Origin of the sequence: Streptomyces sp. HD, from assembly GCF_028369295.1 — a bacterium.
GTDB lineage: Bacteria > Actinomycetota > Actinomycetes > Streptomycetales > Streptomycetaceae > Streptomyces.
This window is the reverse complement of sequence record NZ_JAQMYP010000001.1, coordinates 376,206-394,188: the sequence shown is the minus strand read 5'-3', so window position 1 is coordinate 394,188 and position 17,983 is coordinate 376,206. Positions and strand designations below refer to the sequence as shown.

The 17,983-nt window shown below is 69.7% G+C and carries 15 protein-coding genes; 11 read left to right on the top strand and 4 right to left on the bottom strand.

The window, feature by feature from the left end; translation table 11 throughout:
• A partial coding sequence (locus POF73_RS01800; RefSeq protein ID WP_272112564.1) for a serine/threonine-protein kinase occupies positions 1 to 1,963 on the bottom strand: 1,963 nt, incomplete at its 3' end.
• Between the two features lie 276 nt (positions 1,964 to 2,239).
• Between POF73_RS01800 and POF73_RS01795 the strand changes: the two genes are divergently transcribed.
• Complete coding sequence (locus POF73_RS01795; protein WP_272112563.1) at positions 2,240 to 2,968, top strand: hypothetical protein; 729 nt, start codon at positions 2,240 to 2,242, stop codon at positions 2,966 to 2,968.
• Between the two features lie 104 nt (positions 2,969 to 3,072).
• On the opposite strand, the gene POF73_RS01790 is transcribed toward POF73_RS01795, so the two are convergent.
• Positions 3,073 to 3,654, bottom strand: a complete 582-nt coding sequence (locus POF73_RS01790; protein WP_272112562.1) for a biotin transporter BioY — start codon at positions 3,652 to 3,654, stop codon at positions 3,073 to 3,075.
• 486 nt (positions 3,655 to 4,140) lie between these two features.
• On the opposite strand from POF73_RS01790, the gene POF73_RS01785 reads away from it, so the two are divergent.
• The 7 genes from POF73_RS01785 (at position 4,141) to POF73_RS01755 (ending at position 11,949) form a co-directional block, all read left to right on the top strand.
• Entirely contained in the window at positions 4,141 to 5,343 is a 1,203-nt protein-coding gene (locus tag POF73_RS01785; RefSeq protein WP_272112561.1) for an ROK family transcriptional regulator, read from the top strand.
• A 207-nt stretch (positions 5,344 to 5,550) separates the two neighbouring features.
• Entirely contained in the window at positions 5,551 to 6,621 is a 1,071-nt protein-coding gene (locus POF73_RS01780; RefSeq protein ID WP_272112560.1) for an ABC transporter substrate-binding protein, read from the top strand.
• Positions 6,618 to 7,466 (top strand): ABC transporter permease, encoded by an 849-nt coding sequence (locus tag POF73_RS01775; RefSeq protein WP_443049387.1) that lies wholly within the window; start codon positions 6,618 to 6,620, stop codon positions 7,464 to 7,466. The genes POF73_RS01780 and POF73_RS01775 overlap by 4 nt, the downstream gene beginning before the upstream one ends.
• Entirely contained in the window at positions 7,442 to 8,176 is a 735-nt protein-coding gene (locus POF73_RS01770; protein ID WP_272112558.1) for an ABC transporter ATP-binding protein, read from the top strand. The genes POF73_RS01775 and POF73_RS01770 overlap by 25 nt, the downstream gene beginning before the upstream one ends.
• Positions 8,173 to 9,519, top strand: a complete 1,347-nt coding sequence (locus tag POF73_RS01765; protein WP_272112557.1) for an LLM class flavin-dependent oxidoreductase — start codon at positions 8,173 to 8,175, stop codon at positions 9,517 to 9,519. Before POF73_RS01770 ends, POF73_RS01765 begins: the two co-directional genes overlap by 4 nt.
• A gap of 12 nt (positions 9,520 to 9,531) precedes the next feature.
• Positions 9,532 to 10,434, top strand: a complete 903-nt coding sequence (locus POF73_RS01760; protein WP_272112556.1) for a TauD/TfdA dioxygenase family protein — start codon at positions 9,532 to 9,534, stop codon at positions 10,432 to 10,434.
• A 120-nt stretch (positions 10,435 to 10,554) separates the two neighbouring features.
• Positions 10,555 to 11,949 (top strand): amino acid permease, encoded by a 1,395-nt coding sequence (locus POF73_RS01755; RefSeq protein WP_272112555.1) that lies wholly within the window; start codon positions 10,555 to 10,557, stop codon positions 11,947 to 11,949.
• A gap of 85 nt (positions 11,950 to 12,034) precedes the next feature.
• Here POF73_RS01755 and POF73_RS01750 read toward each other — a convergent pair whose 3' ends face one another.
• Positions 12,035 to 12,454 carry a hypothetical protein gene (locus tag POF73_RS01750; RefSeq protein ID WP_272112554.1) on the bottom strand — a complete coding sequence of 140 codons (420 nt, stop codon included), beginning with the start codon at positions 12,452 to 12,454 and terminating at the stop codon, positions 12,035 to 12,037.
• 156 nt (positions 12,455 to 12,610) lie between these two features.
• Between POF73_RS01750 and POF73_RS01745 the strand changes: the two genes are divergently transcribed.
• Together POF73_RS01745 and POF73_RS01740 are read left to right on the top strand one after the other, a co-directional pair.
• Positions 12,611 to 13,252 (top strand): superoxide dismutase, encoded by a 642-nt coding sequence (locus POF73_RS01745; RefSeq protein WP_272112553.1) that lies wholly within the window; start codon positions 12,611 to 12,613, stop codon positions 13,250 to 13,252.
• A gap of 336 nt (positions 13,253 to 13,588) precedes the next feature.
• Positions 13,589 to 15,892, top strand: coding sequence for a hypothetical protein (locus tag POF73_RS01740; RefSeq protein ID WP_272112552.1), 2,304 nt, complete (start codon positions 13,589 to 13,591; stop codon positions 15,890 to 15,892).
• A gap of 40 nt (positions 15,893 to 15,932) precedes the next feature.
• On the opposite strand, the gene POF73_RS01735 is transcribed toward POF73_RS01740, so the two are convergent.
• Positions 15,933 to 16,583, bottom strand: a complete 651-nt coding sequence (locus POF73_RS01735) for a histidine phosphatase family protein (protein ID WP_272112551.1) — start codon at positions 16,581 to 16,583, stop codon at positions 15,933 to 15,935.
• Between the two features lie 179 nt (positions 16,584 to 16,762).
• On the opposite strand from POF73_RS01735, the gene POF73_RS01730 reads away from it, so the two are divergent.
• Positions 16,763 to 17,971 carry an RNA-guided endonuclease InsQ/TnpB family protein gene (locus POF73_RS01730; protein WP_272112550.1) on the top strand — a complete coding sequence of 403 codons (1,209 nt, stop codon included), beginning with the start codon at positions 16,763 to 16,765 and terminating at the stop codon, positions 17,969 to 17,971.
• Positions 17,972 to 17,983: the final 12 nt, after the last annotated feature.

Here is a 17,983-nt window from a genome sequence, read left to right as displayed (position 1 = left end):
TCACCTTCTCGTAGGTCCTCAGAGCCTCCCCCTCCACCTCCGGCCGGTACCACGTGTTGATCTGGTACGACTTGCCGTCGACCGTGAAGCCCAGCAGTTGGGCGTGCCAGGGGGCGCCCTGGAGGGTGAAGGTGTACTCCCAGACGACCGCCGGGTGCCCGCGGAACGTCGTCCGCTCCAGGCGGATCTTGCGGTACTGACCCTGCCGGGCGTTCTCCTCCGACCTCTGCCAGGAGTCCATCAGGTCGTCGCGGGCCAACGACGACTTGGCGGCGAGTTCCTGCTGGGCGTCCGGTGAGGTGTAGTGCACCTCCGAGCCCGTCTTCACGTCCCGCCGCCAGTCCTCGGGCGGCACCCACGCGAACCCGCCCGCCTCCCGGCGCGACCCGGGCGGCAGGCTCTTCGGCCTCGACGTGCCCTCGACCGTCTCCGAAGGGCCCGCGCCCGGCGAGGACGCGGCCGAGGAGCTCTGCGACGGTGAGGAACCGGCCTTGTCGTCCTTCGGCGCCCCGGAGTTGGTCGCCAGGACGACCGCCACGACAGTGCCCGCGGCGACCACACCGACGGCCACGGCGACACGTCCCGTACGGCGCCGCCCGCGTCGGGGTTCGGCCGGGACCGGGGGGCCGGGGAGCTCGCCGGGCGGCATGGCGGTGTTCGGCCGGGAGCCATCCGGTGCCGGTGCCGGTGCCGACACCGGCTCGGGCTCCGGGGCCGGCCGACGCTCGGTCACCGCTTCGGCGCGGACCAGGGAGACGCCGGGGCGGCGGGGGGCGGTACGGCTGGGTGCTGTGCCGCTGGGGGCCGTGCCACCGGGGTGGGCGGCCGGGGTTTCGGAGCGAGGCTCCGAGGGGGACTCCGAACGGGCTTCCGTGCGGGGTTCGGAGGCCCGTTCAGTGGAGGAGGACGGGACGGAGGAGGAGGAAGGGGCGGAGGAGGGCGGCGTGGTGGAGGTGGCGTCCGGGGCCGAGGTCGGGGTCGGCGGGGCCGTCTGGGCAGAGGGCGGCGAGGAGTGTCGTACGCCCTCGGTTCGCAGGTCTTCGGTGTGGGTGTCCTCGGCCGGTGTCGAGGGGTACGGATGCGTCGGTATCGCGTCTTGTACGGCGTCAGGTACGACGTCCGGCCGGCGGGGGTCGCGTGCGGTGGGGGCGGGTGCCTCCAGGAGGGCGGGGGTGGGCGCCTCCCTCACGGGATCCGGCGTCGGGAACGCGACCGGTTGCAGGGCCGTCTCCAGGTCGTCCAGGCCGGGGCGGGACGACGGGTCCTTCTCCAGGAGGGCGGCGAGGAGGTCGCGCAACGGGCCTGCCGTCGGCGGGAGTTCGGGATCCTCGTAGAGGACCGCGTGCAAGGTGGCGAGGGTCGTGTCGCGGGAGAACGGGGAGCGGCCGGCCAGGGCCGCGCTCAGCGTCGCGCCGAGGGACCAGAGGTCGGACGGCGGGCCCTGGGGGCGGCCGGAGACACGCTCGGGGGCCATGTAGTCGGGCGAGCCGACCAGCATGCCGACCATGGTGAGGGCCTTGGCGTCCTGGATCGCGGCGATGCCGAAGTCGGTCAGGACCACCCGGCCCCGCCCGTTCGTCACCTCCGCCTCGACCAGGACGTTGCCCGGCTTGATGTCGCGGTGCAGGACGCCGCGGGCGTGGACCTGGCGCAGTGCCGCCACCAGGCCCATGCCGATCCGAGCCGCCTCGCCGGGGCCCAGGGGGCCCTCCTCGGCCATGATGCGTTCCAGGGAGCGGCCGGCCACCAACTCCATGACGATCCACAGGCGTTCGCCCTCGTCGACCACGTCGTAGACCCGGACGACGTTGGTGTGGTCGATCCGCGCGGTCGCCCGTGCCTCACGCAGGGTGCGTTCGCGGCGTGTGCGGGTGTCCTCCGGGTCGAGGCCGTCGATGCGCATCTCCTTGACGGCGACCAGGCGGTCGAGCACTTCGTCGACGGCTCGCCACACGCGTCCCATTCCCCCCTGGCCGATACTCTCGACCAATCGGTAGCGCCCCGTCACCAGTAAACCCGGAAGCCCGCCGCTTCTCGTGTTTCCCGTGCTGCCCGCACTTCCCGAATTCCCCGCGTTTCCCGTATTCCCCGGCAATCCGCTGCACCCCCTCCGCCGCGTCTCAGACATCCTCGACTGAAACACAATGGTCACACTTCGTGCCGTACCAGCATAGTGCGGAGAAATCTTGTGGTAGCTCTTCAAGTACTGCGAATTCAGGCGCAGGCAAGGGGGGCGAACATGAGTTCTCGTCGCACGACGGCCATCGCGGGATCGCTGGTCGCGGCATCTTTCTCGGCAGTGCTGATCCTTTCGACGACTGCCGGCGCGGACGACCAGGTACCCGGAAGCGACAAGGGGGGAAAGGTCATCGACGAGGCGCCGGCCGGGGTGAAGCTGACCACCGAGCTGCCCGAGAAAATCTCGGTGGACAACAGTTCACAGAAGACCGACATCACCGCCACGGTGAAGAACGAAGGGACCAAGGAAAGCGGCAAGATCAGGCTTTTGGTCGTCGGTTTCGACGGCCTTACGGTGAAGAATGTCGAGGGCTGTTCGGCGATCGAGAAAAACAGTCTTCCGGAGGGCTCGAACAGCGGTTTCGTCTGCTCGGTCGACAATCTGCCGGCCGGTGAGTCGAAGTCGTACGCCGTCGACGCGACGTACGACGTGAGCAAGACCGGCAAGATCTGCCTCCCCGTCCAGACCGCCGACGGCAAGAAGACGTACTGGCAGCAGGGCCCGGTGCCGTTCGGTACGACGAACCCGTCGCCCGACGCCCCGGCCACCCCGCTGCTCCTCGGCACCGACAACAAGCCGGTCGCACCGGGCGCCGACGAGCTGCCCCGGACCGGCATGGGCCGTGACGTCCTGCCGCTGGGCGCGGCCGGCGCGACGCTGATCGCGGTGGGCGCGGCCGGGCTGTGGTGGTCGCAGCTGCGGCGGCCTCGGCGGTCACAGGAGGGCTGAGCCCCACCGGGACCGGGCAACGCCAAGACACGCAAGAGGCTCGCCGGGCGGCAGTCGTACGACGACCGTCCGGCGAGCCTCTTGCGTTCGAGGGAACTACCGCCTCAGCGGTTGATCAGCTTCCAGGCGGTCGGCAGCGCGCCCATCGCCAGGGCGGCCTTCAGGGCGTCGCCGATCAGGAACGGAGTGAGGCCGGCGGCGATGGCGGCGGAGGCGGACATGCCGGTGGCGAGGGCCAGGTAGGGGACGCCGACGGCGTAGATGATCGCCTCGCCCAGCAGCATCGCGCCCGCCGTGCGCAGCGCGGTGCGGTCGGCGCCGCGGCGGGCCAGGGCACCGACGACGGTGGACGCGAGGATCATGCCGAGGATGTAGCCGAAGGACGGGGCCGCGGCGCCGGAGGTGCCGTCCGCGAACCACGGCACGCCCGCGATGCCCGCCAGCGCGTACAGCGCGAGGGAGAGGAAGCCGCGGCCGGCGCCGAGGACCGTGCCGACCAGCAGCACCGCGAGGGTCTGGCCGGTCACCGGCACCGGGGAGCCCGGCACGGGCACGGAGATCTGGGCCGCGAGGCCGGTGAACGCGGCGCCGCCGACGACGAGCGCGATGTCGCGGACGCGGGAGGCCGGGAGCAGGTCGGCGAGGACCTGTCCGGGGCGAGCGGGGGCGACGGCAGCGGTGCTCATGGGGACTCCGCGAAGGTAAGGGGCGGTACGGGACGCTGTGACGCTATCCCAGGGTGTTTCGGTCCCTCACCGTCAGTCGTCGACAAAGGCCTGATCGTGGGGTTGGTTGACTCCGAACAAAAGGTGGGGGTTACACCGGGTACGGGGTGATGCCGGTCACTGAGGCGGGGACGCAGGGCTCACATGTCGGCCCCGGAGCCGACTGTAGGGATTCTCCAATCGCGTCGCCCCGATGACCAACGTGTTGCCCAGGTGAGAAGGGGCCGTCTCGCCCGTCGGTCGCCGTCTGGGCAGCGACCGGCCGCTTTGCTAGCTTCGAGCGCATGGTCGCCCAGTCCCGGAACTTCTCGTCGCGTCGCCATGTCGACCTGCGACGCGTGGGCGCCGCCGCCTGTCGCCGTCCGGGGTGAGTCGGCCGCGGTAGCTCCGGTCACGACTCGCCCGCTCGACGGCGCAGTGTCGGACCGGCTCCCGAGGAAGTTCCCCATGCCCCGTACCGCGGCACCCACCCTTTCGTCCCCGATCCCCCGTGTCGCCGACCGCGACCGGCGCCGGACCAGCGCCAGCGTCGTCCTGCGCTCCGTACTCGAACACGGGCCGGTCGCGCGCAGCACCATCGCCCGGCTGACCGGGCTGTCACCGGCCTCGGTGACGGACTACTGCGCCCGCTTCACCGAGCTCGGGCTCATCCGGGAGGCCACCGCGCCCCGGCGGTCCAAGGGGGTCGGCCGGCCGCACGTACCCGTCGACCTGGACGACTCGCGGTTCGTGGTGGTCGGGGTGCACGTGGCCGTGCCGTACACCACGGTGGCGCTGCTCGATCTGCGCGGCCGGGTCGTCGCCGAACGGGAGTTGAAGCATGCGGGTGCCACCGAGCCGTACGGCGTCCTGGCCCGGGCCGCCGACGGGCTGGCCGCGCTGCTGGCCGCGGCGCCGGGCAGCAGGCCGCTCGGTGTCGGCTTCGCCGCGGGCGGCTGGGTGGACCGGGAATCCGGGACCGTCGTCGAACACCCGCTGCTGGGCTGGCGCGAGGTCCCGGTGCGGGAGGCGCTCGGCGCGCGCACCGGGCTGCCGGTCCATGTGGACGGGCACGCGCGGGCGTTGGTGAACGCGGAGCGGCTGTTCGGGCGGGCGCGCGGCAGCCGGAGCGTGCTGCACCTGTTCGTCGGCAATGTCGTCGACGCGGCGTTCGCCACGCATGACGAAGTGCACCACGGACCCCGTTCCCAGGCCGGAACCATCGCTCATCTGCCGGTTCCGGGCGGTACGGAGAGCTGTGAGTGCGGGCGCGTCGGCTGCCTCCAGGTGGAGCTGAGCGAGCGGACGTTGTGCCGTCGGGCGCGGGACGCGGGCGTCATCGAGGGGGTGAACCCGGCGCATGTGGTCGCGGCCGCGGACGCGGGCGACCGGGAGGCGGTGCGGCTGCTGGTGGAGCGGGCGGGTGCCGTCGGGCGGGCGGCTCGGCTGCTGCTCGACGTGCTCAATCCGGAGACGGTGGTGGTGACCGAGATGGGGGTCGCGCACCGGAAGGACTGCCTCGACGCGTTGCGCGCAGGGGTCGGGGACGAACGCGCGGCGGCCGTCGTGCCGACGAGTTTCCCGCATTCCGTGCTCGCCGTGGCCGGTGGTTCGGTGGCGCTCGACGTGCTCTACCGGGATCCGCTGGCCGCGTCACCTGAGGCTATTTAATTCAGAAACTCGGAATGTTGACAGGGGCCACCGATGACCAGGAACATCCTGCTCATGAGCCTGTTCGTGAGCTGTCGCACCCTTTGTTGCTGACACGTCGCCGCGTGTGAAGCGCTCATTTCCTCCTGCGTGAATTACCCCACCCCGGCTTTCTGCTGCCCGGAATTCCGCATGCATTCCCGTCACTTTGGCTTACGGAGTCCTGCCATGCCTTCCCTGCCTGCCCCGGGCGTCGACCGCCGTCTGTTCCTGACCTCACTGCTCGGCGTCACCGCCGCTGCCGCCGGACTGAGCGGCTGCGCCGAATCCACCACCGCCGCCACCGCCGCCGAGGGCGCCTCGACCGCCCCGATCGCCGCCAAGGTCCCGGCCGGGACCAGCCTGAAGATCGCCTCGTTCCAGAACACCCAGCAACTCCAGTTCAGGCTGGCCGAGTTGGACGACCTGCCGTTCAAGGTGTCGAACTGGCTGAACATCGGCGCCGGCCCCGACGTCATCAACGCCTTCCGCGCCAAGTCCCTGGACCTCGCCAACAACGCGGGTATCCCGCCGATCCAGGCGTACTACCAGGGCTTCGACGCGAAGATCGTCGCGATCGACATCACCCGCAAGCCCAACTACCTCTTCGCCACCAAGCCCGGCAGCGACATCCGGTCGGTCGAGGACTTCAGGGGCAGGAGGCTCGCCTTCTCGCAGGGCCAGGCGCAGGGCGTCGTCCTGCTGCGCGCGCTGAAGAAGGCCGGCCTGAAGTACGACGAGGTGGATCTGGTCCCGCTGACCAGCAACCAGTTCCTGACGGCCCTGCAGTCCGGCCAGGTGGACATCGCCCCGCTCGGCAACACCCAGGCGCCCGCCTATCTGGCGCAGTACGAGTCCAAGGGCGCCCGCACCATCACCACGGACGTCGTCGACCTGCTCAATCTGCTGTGGGCGCCGGTCTCCGTGCTGAACGACCCGGCGAAGGCCGCCGCGGTCGCCGCCTACATCCCGCACTGGGCCAAGGGCCAGGTGTGGACGTACGAGAACCCGGACGTCTGGAACGAGGAGTTCTACGTCAAGACGCAGAACCTGACCCCGGAGCAGGCCAAGGGCATCTCCGAGCTCGCCAACAAGCCCTTGTTCCCGTCGAGTTGGGACGAGGCCATCGAGTGGGAGCAGGAGACCGCGGACCTGCTCGCGGAGGGCGGCTTCGTGAAGAAGTTCGATGTCGCCCAGCTCTTCGACCACCGCTTCGAGGGCATCGCCGCGAAGTCCGTACCGGCCGAGTACCGGAAGTGACCGCCATGACCACGACCACCCTGGACACGGCTGCCGTCGTCGTCGCGGACGAGCGGCCCCGCACACGCCGCCGCGGGCTCGCCCCCGGCAAACGCCTGCCCGCCGCCCGGCTCGCAGGGCCCCTGCTGGTGCTCGCCCTGTGGGCCGCCGCGTCCGCGGCGGAGGCGCTCGACCCCGCCGCGGTCCCCGCGCCCTGGACGGTGGTGGAGACCGGCGCCCACCTCTGGACCGACGGGACGCTGATCACCGACATCCTCACCTCGTTGCAGCGGGCCGCGTCCGGCTTCGCGATCGGTCTGACCGCCGGTGTCGTGCTCGCGCTCGCCTCCGGGCTCACCCGCACCGGGGAGGCGCTGATCGACGGCACGGTCAACCTCAACCGGGCCATCCCGACCCTCGGTCTGATCCCGCTGTTCATCCTCTGGCTCGGCATCGGCGAAACGTTCAAGATCGCCATCATCGCGATCGTCGTCTACATCCCGATCTACCTCAACACGCATGCCGCGCTGTCCGGCATCGACCACCGGTTCGTCGAACTCGCCGAGGTGCAGGGCCTGTCGAAGGCGCGCTTCATCCGGGAGATCGTCGTCCCCGGCGCGCTGCCCGGATTCTTCGTGGGGCTCCGGCTCGGCGTGACCGGCTCCTGGCTGGGTCTGGTGGTCCTGGAGCAGATCAACGCCACCAGCGGCCTCGGCTACATGATGTTCCAGGCCACGAACTACGGCCAGTCGGACGTCATCCTCGTCGGCCTGGTCGTCTACGGCGTCTTCGGCCTCGTCTCCGACAGCGCGGTCCGTCTCATCGAACGGAGGGTGCTGTCGTGGCGCCGCACACTGAGCAGCTGACCCGTCCCGCGGTCCAACTCCGCTCCCTGACCCGCTCGTTCGACCGGCGCACCGTCCTCGACGGCATCGACCTGGACATCCCCGCCGGGCAGTTCGTGGCCCTCCTGGGCCACAGCGGCTCCGGCAAGAGCACCCTGCTCAGAGCGGTCGCCGGTCTCGACCACGAGGTCACCGGCAGCGGGCAGCTCACGGCGCCGGACCGGGTGTCGGTGGTCTTCCAGGACTCCCGGCTGCTGCCCTGGCGGCGCGTCCTGCCCAACGTCCTGCTCGGGCTCGATGGCCGGGAGTCGGAACGCAAGGGCCGCGAGGCGCTCGCCGAGGTCGGGTTGAAGGGCCGCGAGCGGGCCTGGCCCAACGAGCTCTCCGGCGGCGAGCAGCAGCGCGCCGCGCTGGCCCGGTCCCTCGTCCGCGAGCCGGAACTACTGCTGGCCGACGAGCCGTTCGGCGCACTGGACGCGCTCACCAGGATCAGGATGCACGCCCTGCTCAGGGAGCTGTGGGTGCGACACCGGCCGTCCGTCCTGCTCGTCACCCACGACGTGGACGAGGCGATCGTGCTGGCCGACCGGGTGCTCGTGCTCGACCAGGGGCGCATCGGCCTCGACCTGACCATCGACCGGGCGCATCCGCGCTCCTACCGCGACCCACTGCTCGGCGCCTACCGAGAGCGGCTGCTGGCCGCGCTGGGCGTAACAGAGGACCACTCATGACCAGACAGCTCCATCTCAACGCCTTCCTGATGAACACCGGCCATCACGAGGCCTCCTGGCGGCTCCCGGAGAGCGACCCCCACGCCCACGTGGACCTGGCCCACTACGTCGATCTGGCCCGCACCGCCGAACGCGGCACCTTCGACTCCCTCTTCCTTGCCGACGGCCCGCAGCTGTGGAGCAACCTCGCCCAGCGGCCCGCCGGCGCTCTGGAACCGCTCACCCTGCTCACCGCGCTGGCGACGGCCACCGAGCACATCGGCCTCATCGCAACCGCCTCCACCTCCTACAACTCCCCCTACAACCTGGCCCGCAAGTTCGCCTCCCTCGACATCATCAGCGGTGGCCGGGCCGGCTGGAACATCGTCACCACGGCCGGTGCGGAGGCCGCCCGCAACTTCGGCCTGGACGCCGAGCCCGCGCACGCCGAGCGGTACGCCCGTGCCGCCGAGTTCCTGGATGTCGCCCTGAAGCTCTGGGACAGCTGGGAGGACGACGCGATCGTCGCCGACAAGGCGGCCGGCGTGTGGGGCGACGACACCAAGATCCATCCGCCCCGGCACAGGGGGACGTACTTCAGCGTCGAGGGCGCCCTCAACGTCCCCCGCACCCCGCAGGGTTATCCGCTGCTCGTGCAGGCGGGGTCGAGCGAGGACGGCAAGAACTTCGCCGCCCAGTACGCGGAGGCCGTGTTCACCGCCCAGCAGACCATCGAGGACGCGCGGGCCTTCTACGCCGACCTCAAGTCCCGCACGGCGGGCGAGGGAAGGAACCCCGACCACATCAAGGTGCTGCCCGGCATCGTCCCGGTGATCGGCTCCTCCGAGGCCGAGGCGCGGGCGCACGAGCAGGCGCTGGAGGACCACATCGTGCATGTGCACGGGGTGGCCAACCTCGAACGTCTCCTTCAACTGCCCGCCGGGTCACTGGAGCTGGATGGCCGGCTCCCCGCCGATCTGCCGTCCGAGGACGCCGTCGAAGGCGCCAAGAGCCGCTACACGCTGGTCGTCGAACTGGCCCGGCGCGAACGTCTCACCGTGCGGGAGCTCATCGGGCGGCTCGGCGGAGGCCGAGGTCACCTCACCTTCGTCGGGACGCCCGAGCAGGTCGCCGACGCCATCGAGACATGGTTCACGCAGGGTGCCGCCGACGGCTTCAACATCATGCCGCCGGTCCTGCCCTCCGGCCTCGACGCCTTCGTCGACCACGTCGTCCCGGTCCTGCGCGCCCGCGGCCTGCTCCGCGCGGCGTACGACGAACGCCCCCGCCAGACCCTGCGCGAGCGCTACGGCCTCCCGCGCCCCGCCAACCAGTACGCCCTCCGGGAAAACGCCCTCGTCTGAAAGGACCCGCCCGTGTCCGGCATCGAAATCCACAAGGTCACCGCGAACATCGGCGCCCGCGTCGTCGGCGTCGATCTCTCCCAGCCCCTCGGTGAGGAGACGGTCGCCGCTCTGCGCGAGGCCCTCAACGTCCACAAGGCGCTCGTCTTCGACGACGTGAACCTGGACGACGAGACCCAGCAGGCCTTCGTCCGCCACTTCGGCGACGTCACCACCGCCCACCCGACGGTCTCTTCCCTCTCCGGTGCCCCGAACGTCCTGCCCGTCGACAGCGAGCGCGGCCGCGCCGCCAACCACTGGCACACGGACGTCACGTTCGTCCTCAACCCACCACAGGCCACCACCCTGCGCAGCGTCACGATCCCGCCGTACGGCGGCGAGACCCTGATCGCCAGCTCGGCGGCCGCCTACCGCCAACTGCCCGAGCCGCTGCGGAAGCTGGCCGACACCCTGTGGGCGGAGCACACCAACGACTACGACTACGCCGTACCGGACGAGGAGATCGACGAGGAGCAGGCCGCCCAGCGCGCCCAGTTCACGTCGATCAAGTACCGCACGGTCCACCCGGTCGTCCGGGTCCATCCGCTGACCGGTGAACGCGGCCTGTACATCGGCGGGTTCGCGCAGCGGATCGTGGGCCTCTCCCCGGGCGAGTCCCGCAAGATCCTCGACCTGCTCCAGGCCTACGTCACCCGGCCGGAGAACATCCTGCGCCACCGCTGGTCCGAGAACCAGCTGGTCGTCTTCGACAACCGCATCACCCAGCACTACGCCATCGACAACTACGACGGCCTGCCGCGCCGTCTGCACCGGGTGACCCTCGCCGGTGACGTGCCGGTCGGCGTCGAGGGCAAGGAGAGCTACTCGATCGAGGGCGACGCCTCGCACTACACACCGGTCACCACCGCCGCGTAATCGTCACACCACGTACAGTGCGGCGAGTGTCCGCATAGTGGGCAGTCTCTCCTTCTGAGCGGAGAGGCTGCCCAGACTGTGGGCGTTTTTGCCCTCTGACGCATTGGACGAGCCGCGCCCATGCCCAACACCACGCCTCAGGCGCCTCCGCAGGCGGACGACGTCTCCCCCGGACTGAACCACGGTCTCAAACAGCGCCATCTGTCGATGATCGCCCTCGGCGGTGTCATCGGCGCGGGTCTGTTCGTCGGGTCCGGCGCCGGTATCGCCGCCGCTGGTCCCTCGATCGTCGTCGCCTACGTCCTCTCCGGCCTCCTGGTGATGCTGGTGATGCGAATGCTGGGCGAGATGTCGGCCGCGCACCCTTCCTCCGGCTCCTTCTCGGCGCACGCCGAGCGGGCGATCGGTCCGTGGGCGGGATTCACCGCCGGCTGGTCCTTCTGGATCCTGCTCTGCACGGCCGTCGGCCTGGAGGGCATCGGTGCGGCGAAGATCGTCACGACGTGGCTGCCGCACACGCCCGAGTGGGCGTGGGTGGCGCTGTTCATGGTCGTGTTCTGCGGCGCGAACCTGGCCGCCGTGAAGAACTTCGGTGAGTTCGAGTTCTGGTTCGCGGCCCTGAAGGTCGGCGCGATCGGCCTGTTCCTCGTCCTGGGCGGGCTGGCCATCGCGGGCGTCCTGCCGGGCACGGACGCGCCGGGCACCGCGAACCTCACCGGTGCGGGCGGTTTCCTCCCCCACGGCAGCGAGGGGCTCATCATCGGCCTGCTCGCCTCGGTCTTCGCCTACGGCGGCATGGAGACGGTCACCATCGCGGCGGCCGAGTCGGAGAACCCGGTCAGCGGTGTCGCGAGCGCGGTCCGCACGGCCATGTGGCGCATCGCCCTCTTCTACATCGGCTCGATGGCGGTCGTCGTGACCCTGGTCCCCTGGGACTCCAAGGACATCGTCGAGGTCGGCCCGTATGTCGCCACCCTCAACCACCTGGGCATCCCCGGCGCCGGCCAGCTGATGAACGTGGTGGTCCTGGTCGCCCTGCTGAGCGCCATGAACGCCAACATCTACGGCTCATCGCGCATCGCCTACTCCCTCGTCCAGCGCGGCCAGGGCCCTGCGGCGCTGGGCCGGGTGTCCGGCGGGGTCCCGAGGATCGCGGTCCTCGCCTCCTCGGTCTTCGGCTTCGTGTGCGTGGTGCTGAGCTACTGGCGGCCGGACGACGTCTTCCCCTGGCTGCTGAACATGATCGGCGCGGTCATCCTCGTCGTCTGGATCTTCATCGCCGTCTCCCAACTGCGGCTGCGCCGCCGACTGGAGCGGGAGGCGCCGGAGAAACTGGTCGTGCGGATGTGGGCGTATCCGGTGCTGACGTGGGTCGCGCTGGCGGGGATGGCCGCGATCTTCGTACTGATGGCCCGGGAGCCGGACACGCGGGTGCAGTTGTACTCGACGGGCGGCATGACGGTGGCCCTGGCAGCCGTGGGCTACCTCTGGCAGCGGGCTCGGGCCAAGGGCTGATCAGGTCCGACCAGGTCCGACCAGGTCCGACGAAGGCTGACAGGTCCAACGAAGGCTGATCAGAGCCAATCAGGACGGGACCGGTTCATCGCTCGGTGATGTGCTGGTCCCGTCCGGCCTGGTAGACGCGGCCACTGCCGGAGGCCTCCGCGTTCAGCCGGATCTCCACCGAGGGGCGCCGCTCCGGGAGCTCGGGGCTCAACTCGGCCAGAATGCGGCGCAGTTCGTCGGCGACCTCCGGCTGGGCGAGCAGCAGCCGGCGGACCCGCGCCTGCCACTCGGCGGTCAGCTCGGCCTCGGTGTCGGTGTCGCCCGACCGGCGGGCGAGGAGCAGGTCGTCGCGGGTGGCTTCGAGCTCGCCGCCGACGGCCTCGGCACGGGCGGGCTGGAACCGCTGCCAGAGGGCGACGACGCCGTCACGGGCCGACTCCCAAGCCTGACCGGCCATCAGCGCCACCACCGTGGTACCGGCGGTGCGGGCGAGTTCGGCGATCTCAGGACCCATGGCATTCCTCCCTGACATCCCTTGCCACGACTGCCGATAGTAGATCGCGCCGCCCCTGCCTCCGCCCCCTCCCCTCCCCCTCCCTCCACCTCCCCCCTCTTGCTGCTAGCTTGTTATTGCAAGCTACTTGCAACAAGAGCTCTGAGGGGACCCTTCATGCCCGTCTACACACTCCCGGACCTGCCCTACGACTACTCCGCGCTCGCGCCCGTGATCAGCCCCGAGATCATCGAGCTGCACCACGACAAGCACCACGCGGCCTATGTGAAGGGTGCCAACGACACGCTGGAGCAGCTGGCGGAGGCGCGGGACAAGGAGCAGTGGGGGTCGATCAACGGGCTGGAGAAGAACCTGGCCTTCCATCTGTCCGGGCACATCCTGCACAGCATCTACTGGCAGAACATGACCGGTGACGGCGGCGGCGAGCCCTTGGAGAGGGACGGTGTGGGCGAGCTGGCCGATGCCGTCGCCGAGTCCTTCGGGTCCTTCGCGAACTTCAAGGCGCAGCTGTCCAAGGCCGCCGCGACCACGCAGGGTTCGGGCTGGGGCGTGCTGGCGTACGAGCCGCTGAGCGGGCGGCTGATCGTCGAGCAGGTCTACGACCACCAGGGCAACGTCGGCCAGGGCGCCACGCCGATCCTCGTGTTCGACGCCTGGGAGCACGCCTTCTACCTCCAGTACCGCAACCAGAAGGTCGACTTCATCGAGGCGATGTGGGAGGTCGTCAACTGGCAGGACGTGGCCCGGCGTTACGAGGCCGCCAAGTCCCGTGCGGACGTGCTGCTGCTCGCGCCCTGACCTGCCCGGCGCCCCCCTTGGTCGTCCTGCCTCGTGATCGTCTTCTCACCCTTCACGAACGGCAGGCGGAATGACGGAAGCCCCCGCGAGGACCTGACTCGCGGGGGCTTCCCATGTCTCCCGCCAGCCCCTCCCGCGCGCCTTCCCGGCCACGAGCAGCGGCACCCCGTGACGTCGGCCCCGGTGGCTTCACCGGAATTTCACGGAGCCGGGCAACGGTGTCCGGCATGGACAGGCCCAGCCGTGCGCACCGTCGGCCAAACCACTGCCTGTCACGTCAAATCCGTTGCAACGGGCGGCCGTTGAAGCTGTCCCTGGGGGAGGGTGGGACGACAGATGGAGCTGCACATCAAACGCACGCGGGTCGTACGCGCATGGCTACGAGGACTGACCGCGCTGGCACTGTGCCTCGCGGTGTCCCTGGGCGCCGTGCAGTCGACCACGGCCGACGACCGCAGGCCCCCGGGCGCGGCGAAAGGCGTCGACCTCTCCAAAGAGTTCAAGGACGAGAACCCGCTCCTGCTCCCCGTTCTGCTCCCAGCCTTCGAACTGCGCTGGAATTACTATAAAAACCTGCCCGAATCAAAGGCACTCCAGGCGTTCAGTGCGGGGCGGAACGCCGCCGTGGAATGGATCGATCCACGGAAAGTGAACAAAGAGGCACGCGCGGACCTCTTCGAAAAGAACATCAATATGGGCGGCCGTGTCTGGCGGGCCACAGAGGTCGACCTCCAGTCCGTGGCCCCCTACTTCACCCCCGAGGACCTTGCCGATCTGAAGGGGAAGAAGGGCACGTCGAGCGTGTTCGCCCTGAGCGCCCTCAACGTTCCGGGCCGCGAGCACTCCGAAGGCGTCATCAGCGATATCCTGCGCAGCCTTCACATCTCCGTGCAGGCCAAGCTTCACGGGTCGTCCGAGCGCCAACAGTGCTGGGAGTGCGCGAATTTCTACCATCCCGACACACCAACTTCCTTCGCCGCCCCCTACGACATCAACTCAGCCGAAGTCAAGGATCTCGACAGCAAGATCATCCGGATCGAAAGGAAAGGAAAGGAGCACGGCACGCCGGAATGGAAGATCAACAAACTGATCAGCGAGACGATTGAGGCGGCCGATGGCGAGACCAAAGCGCGAGGGAAGGAATCCCGCGAGAAACTGGGCCAGTACCTCGTGGCCGCGAAGCAGTCCCTGGAGGACGCTACGGGCAAGGTGGGCCAGAAGCTCGGGTCCGCGTTCAACCACCAGAATCCCTGCACGCCTGGAAAAGACTCTCAGGCAGCCGGCGAACACACGAACGCCTTGGTCCTCGCAGCGGCCGCGGCCAACCCCTGCGGCGACGAGGAGTCCCCCGCCTCGTCCCCACCTCCCGCAGGACTCAGCCAGGCGCTGGCCATGCCCGGCACCGCCCCCGGTGGCATCGACTTCTCCAGTCTGCAACTGCGGTACCTGTCGGACCCTGGTGACGCAAGCGGGCTGCAGTACTCGTTCAGCGCCCGACGCACCCCGACGAACGGCGACCTGCGGACATCCACCGGCCTGAACGCCGCCCGGCAGAGCTCCGACGCCTTCTTCGTCTGGCTCTCGCTCTCCCCCCAGGACTTCTGGGTCAACCTCAACCCCGACGAGCCGGACCGCATCGTCGACGACCGGCTGGGACGTACGGATGCCGGGCGCGTCCTGCTGGAGGCCGATCTGCGGATGAAGAAGACGGTCGGTGAACTGATCCATCCCCACCGCGCCCTGGGCCGGAAGTTCTGGGACGGAGTTCAGGGCGACTGCCTGTCGTTCCGCAACTGGATCCTGCCTGCACCGGCGTCGGTCCACCAGGAGGGCGACAAGCTCTACATCCTCGACGCCCCTCTCGACGTGAAGATGGAGACCCAGTACCTGGCGAGCCACGGCCAGTCGTCCGCCCGCTCGTGCCCCCAGCAGGACCAGGCCACCGAGGACCACAACGAGGAGCACTTCCGCAGCCTGATCCTCCCCAGGCTCAAGAAGGCGATCAACACCGCCCCCGAGTACGCAGCGCTGCGCCGTGTCTATCTCGCCCGGGTCGCCGCCCAGTGGTACCGCGACCTGAGCCGGACCAAAGACACGACGTACGACGACCTCATCGACAGCGGCGACATCGACGCCTGGCGGACCACCGACGGCTGGAAGCCCACCGACACCTTCGACCGGTACGTCGACTCGTACACCAAGGGCGAGTTCAAGGTCACCGACAGGACCACGCGCGGTAACACCACCTACGTGCGCACCTATGTCTACGGCGGTGTCGACCTCACCAGCATCCCCATCGAGAAGGTCCCGGACGAGCGCTTCACCATGGACTTCGCAGGGCTCCCGCAGAGTATCGACCGTTCGTTGAAGGCACCGTCGGCCGCCGACGGGGATGAGACCGTCTGGCTCGGCTCACCGACCCCGCGCCGGACGGCAGGGTCCGGCTCACCGACCCCGCGCCGGACGGCAGGGCTCGGCGCACCCGAGGAGCCCGTGTCCCCGCGCACGTGGGCGCTCCGTCTGCTGCCCGCACTGCTCGTCCCGCTGCTCGCCCTGCTGTGGTGGCGCCGGCACCGTCTCAACACGGGATCCCGGACAAGTCCTCGGCGCCGGGCCGCCGTTGGCGGCCGAAGGCGGTGAGGCATGCGGGCAGGGCTTGCGACCGAGGCGCCGATCTCCGTCAGGGCACATGGCGCTGTGCGAGGTCCGGCTCGCAGGGCACATTGAGCGAAAGGAGCGCCGCGGATCCCGCGCTGTCCACACGGAGTTCGCTGATCGCCGCGTTCCGCAGCCGGGGGAACACCCTGCGGTACTCCCGGGCCGGGATCGACAGCAGTGTGCACAGCACCAGACGGAAGAGGGTGTTGTGGGCGACCACGAGGACGCGTTCGCCGGGGTGGGCGGCGGCGATCCGGCGCAGGGCGGCAGCGCCGCGTTCAGCCGCGGCGGCAGGGTTCTCGGCCGCCGGGAACGGGTGCGCCACCGGGTCCGTGCGGAACGCCTCCGCCGCCGCGGGGGCCTCGGCCGCGAACTCCGCGAGCGTACGGCCCTCCAGCACACCGAAGTCGCATTCGCGCAGGTCGGGTTCGCGTCGCGGGGTGAGGCCGAGGGCCCGGCAGGCCGGGTCGGCGGTGATGACCGCACGGGACACGGGCGAGGTCCAGATCGCGTCGACCGGGTGGGCGCCGGCCCAGCGGCCGAGGGCCTCGGCCTGGGCACGCCCAATGTCGGCGAGGGGTACGTCGCTGACGCCGGCATAGCGGTTCTCGGCATGCCAGACCGTCTGCCCGTGCCGCGCCAGCAGCAGCGTCGTACCGGTGCTCGTGCCCATGCCCGTATTTCCTCCTCGTGCTCATCCGGTGTCTCCTTTGTGGATACCCCGGCCTTCAGGCCGGGGAGGAAACGAGGCTCCTGCGGTGCAGGGCAGGGAAAGCCGGTTCACCGCCAGGGCGGACCGGCCGTCACCAGCCTACGCCCCTCGCTCACACGGAATCCGATAACGTGTGAGACGTGACGCAGCAGGTCAAGCGGGCGTTCAAGTACCGCTTTTACCCCACGGACGAGCAGGCAGCTGAGCTGTCCCGCACGTTCGGATGTGTCCGTCTCGTGTACAACAAGGCGCTGGAGGAGCGCACCCGGGCCTGGTACGGCGAACAGCGCCGGATCTCCTACGTGCAGTCGTCCGCCGCGCTGACGGAGTGGAAGAAGACCGAGGAACTCGCCTTCCTCTCAGAGGTGTCCTCCGTCCCGCTCCAGCAAGCGCTGAGGCACCTTCAGATGGCGATCGGGAACTTCTTCGCCAGGCGGGCCAAGTACCCCCGGTACAAAAGCCGGAAGAAGTCCCGCGCGTCGGCCGAGTACACCCGCAGCGCCTTCAAGTGGCGCGACGGACAACTCACGCTGGCCAAACTGGCGGAGCCCCTGGATATCCGCTGGTCGCGGCCTCTCCCGCAGGGCGCGGAGCCCACGACGGTCACCGTATCCCGCGACGTGGCCGGACGCTGGTTCGTCTCGATGCTCGTCGAGGACACCATCGCCCCGGCAGCCGCCACGGACGCGGCGGTCGGCATCGACGCCGGGATCACGTCGCTGGTGACCCTGTCCACCGGGGAGAAGATCACCAACCCGAAGCACGAGCGGCGCGACCGCGCCCGCCTGGCAAAGGCCCAGCGGGAGCTGTCGCGGAAGATGAAGGGCTCGGCGAACCGGGAGAAAGCCAAGCGTCGCGTCGCCAAGGTCCACGCGCGGATCGCCGACCGGCGCCGGGACTTCTTGAACAAGCTGTCGACTCGGCTCGTCCGTGAGAACCAAACGGTCGTGATCGAGGACCTCACCGTCCGCAACCTGCTGAAGAACGGCAAGCTCGCGCGCGCCATCTCGGATGCGGCCTGGACGGACCTGCGCATGATGCTGGAGTACAAATGCGCCTGGTACGGGCGCGAACTCGTCGTGATCGACCGCTGGTTCCCCAGCTCGAAGCTGTGTGGAACCTGCGGAATGGTCCGCGGGAAATTGCCGTTGAACGTCCGCGAGTGGACGTGCGAGTGCGGCACCGTGCATGACCGCGACGTGAACGCGGCACGTAACATCCTGGCCGCCGGGCTGGCGGCGTCTGCCTGTGGAGACGGCGTGAGACCTCAACGGGAGTCCTCCCGGACGGGGCGGTCGTCTGTGAAGCAGGAACCTCAGCGGGCGACCGCTGGAACCCCCCGCCTTTAGACGGGGGGAGAA

Bases quoted from the DNA above. Each gene is read 5' to 3' on its own strand.
- POF73_RS01795 (WP_272112563.1), top strand. From the start codon at position 2,240: ATGAGTTCTCGTCGCACGACGGCCATCGCGGGATCGCTGGTCGCGGCA.
- POF73_RS01790 (WP_272112562.1), bottom strand. From the start codon at position 3,654: ATGAGCACCGCTGCCGTCGCCCCCGCTCGCCCCGGACAGGTCCTCGCC.
- POF73_RS01785 (WP_272112561.1), top strand. From the start codon at position 4,141: ATGCCCCGTACCGCGGCACCCACCCTTTCGTCCCCGATCCCCCGTGTC.
- POF73_RS01780 (WP_272112560.1), top strand. From the start codon at position 5,551: ATGCCTTCCCTGCCTGCCCCGGGCGTCGACCGCCGTCTGTTCCTGACC.
- POF73_RS01765 (WP_272112557.1), top strand. From the start codon at position 8,173: ATGACCAGACAGCTCCATCTCAACGCCTTCCTGATGAACACCGGCCAT.
- POF73_RS01755 (WP_272112555.1), top strand. From the start codon at position 10,555: ATGCCCAACACCACGCCTCAGGCGCCTCCGCAGGCGGACGACGTCTCC.
- POF73_RS01750 (WP_272112554.1), bottom strand. From the start codon at position 12,454: ATGGGTCCTGAGATCGCCGAACTCGCCCGCACCGCCGGTACCACGGTG.
- POF73_RS01745 (WP_272112553.1), top strand. From the start codon at position 12,611: ATGCCCGTCTACACACTCCCGGACCTGCCCTACGACTACTCCGCGCTC.
- POF73_RS01740 (WP_272112552.1), top strand. From the start codon at position 13,589: ATGGAGCTGCACATCAAACGCACGCGGGTCGTACGCGCATGGCTACGA.
- POF73_RS01735 (WP_272112551.1), bottom strand. From the start codon at position 16,583: ATGGGCACGAGCACCGGTACGACGCTGCTGCTGGCGCGGCACGGGCAG.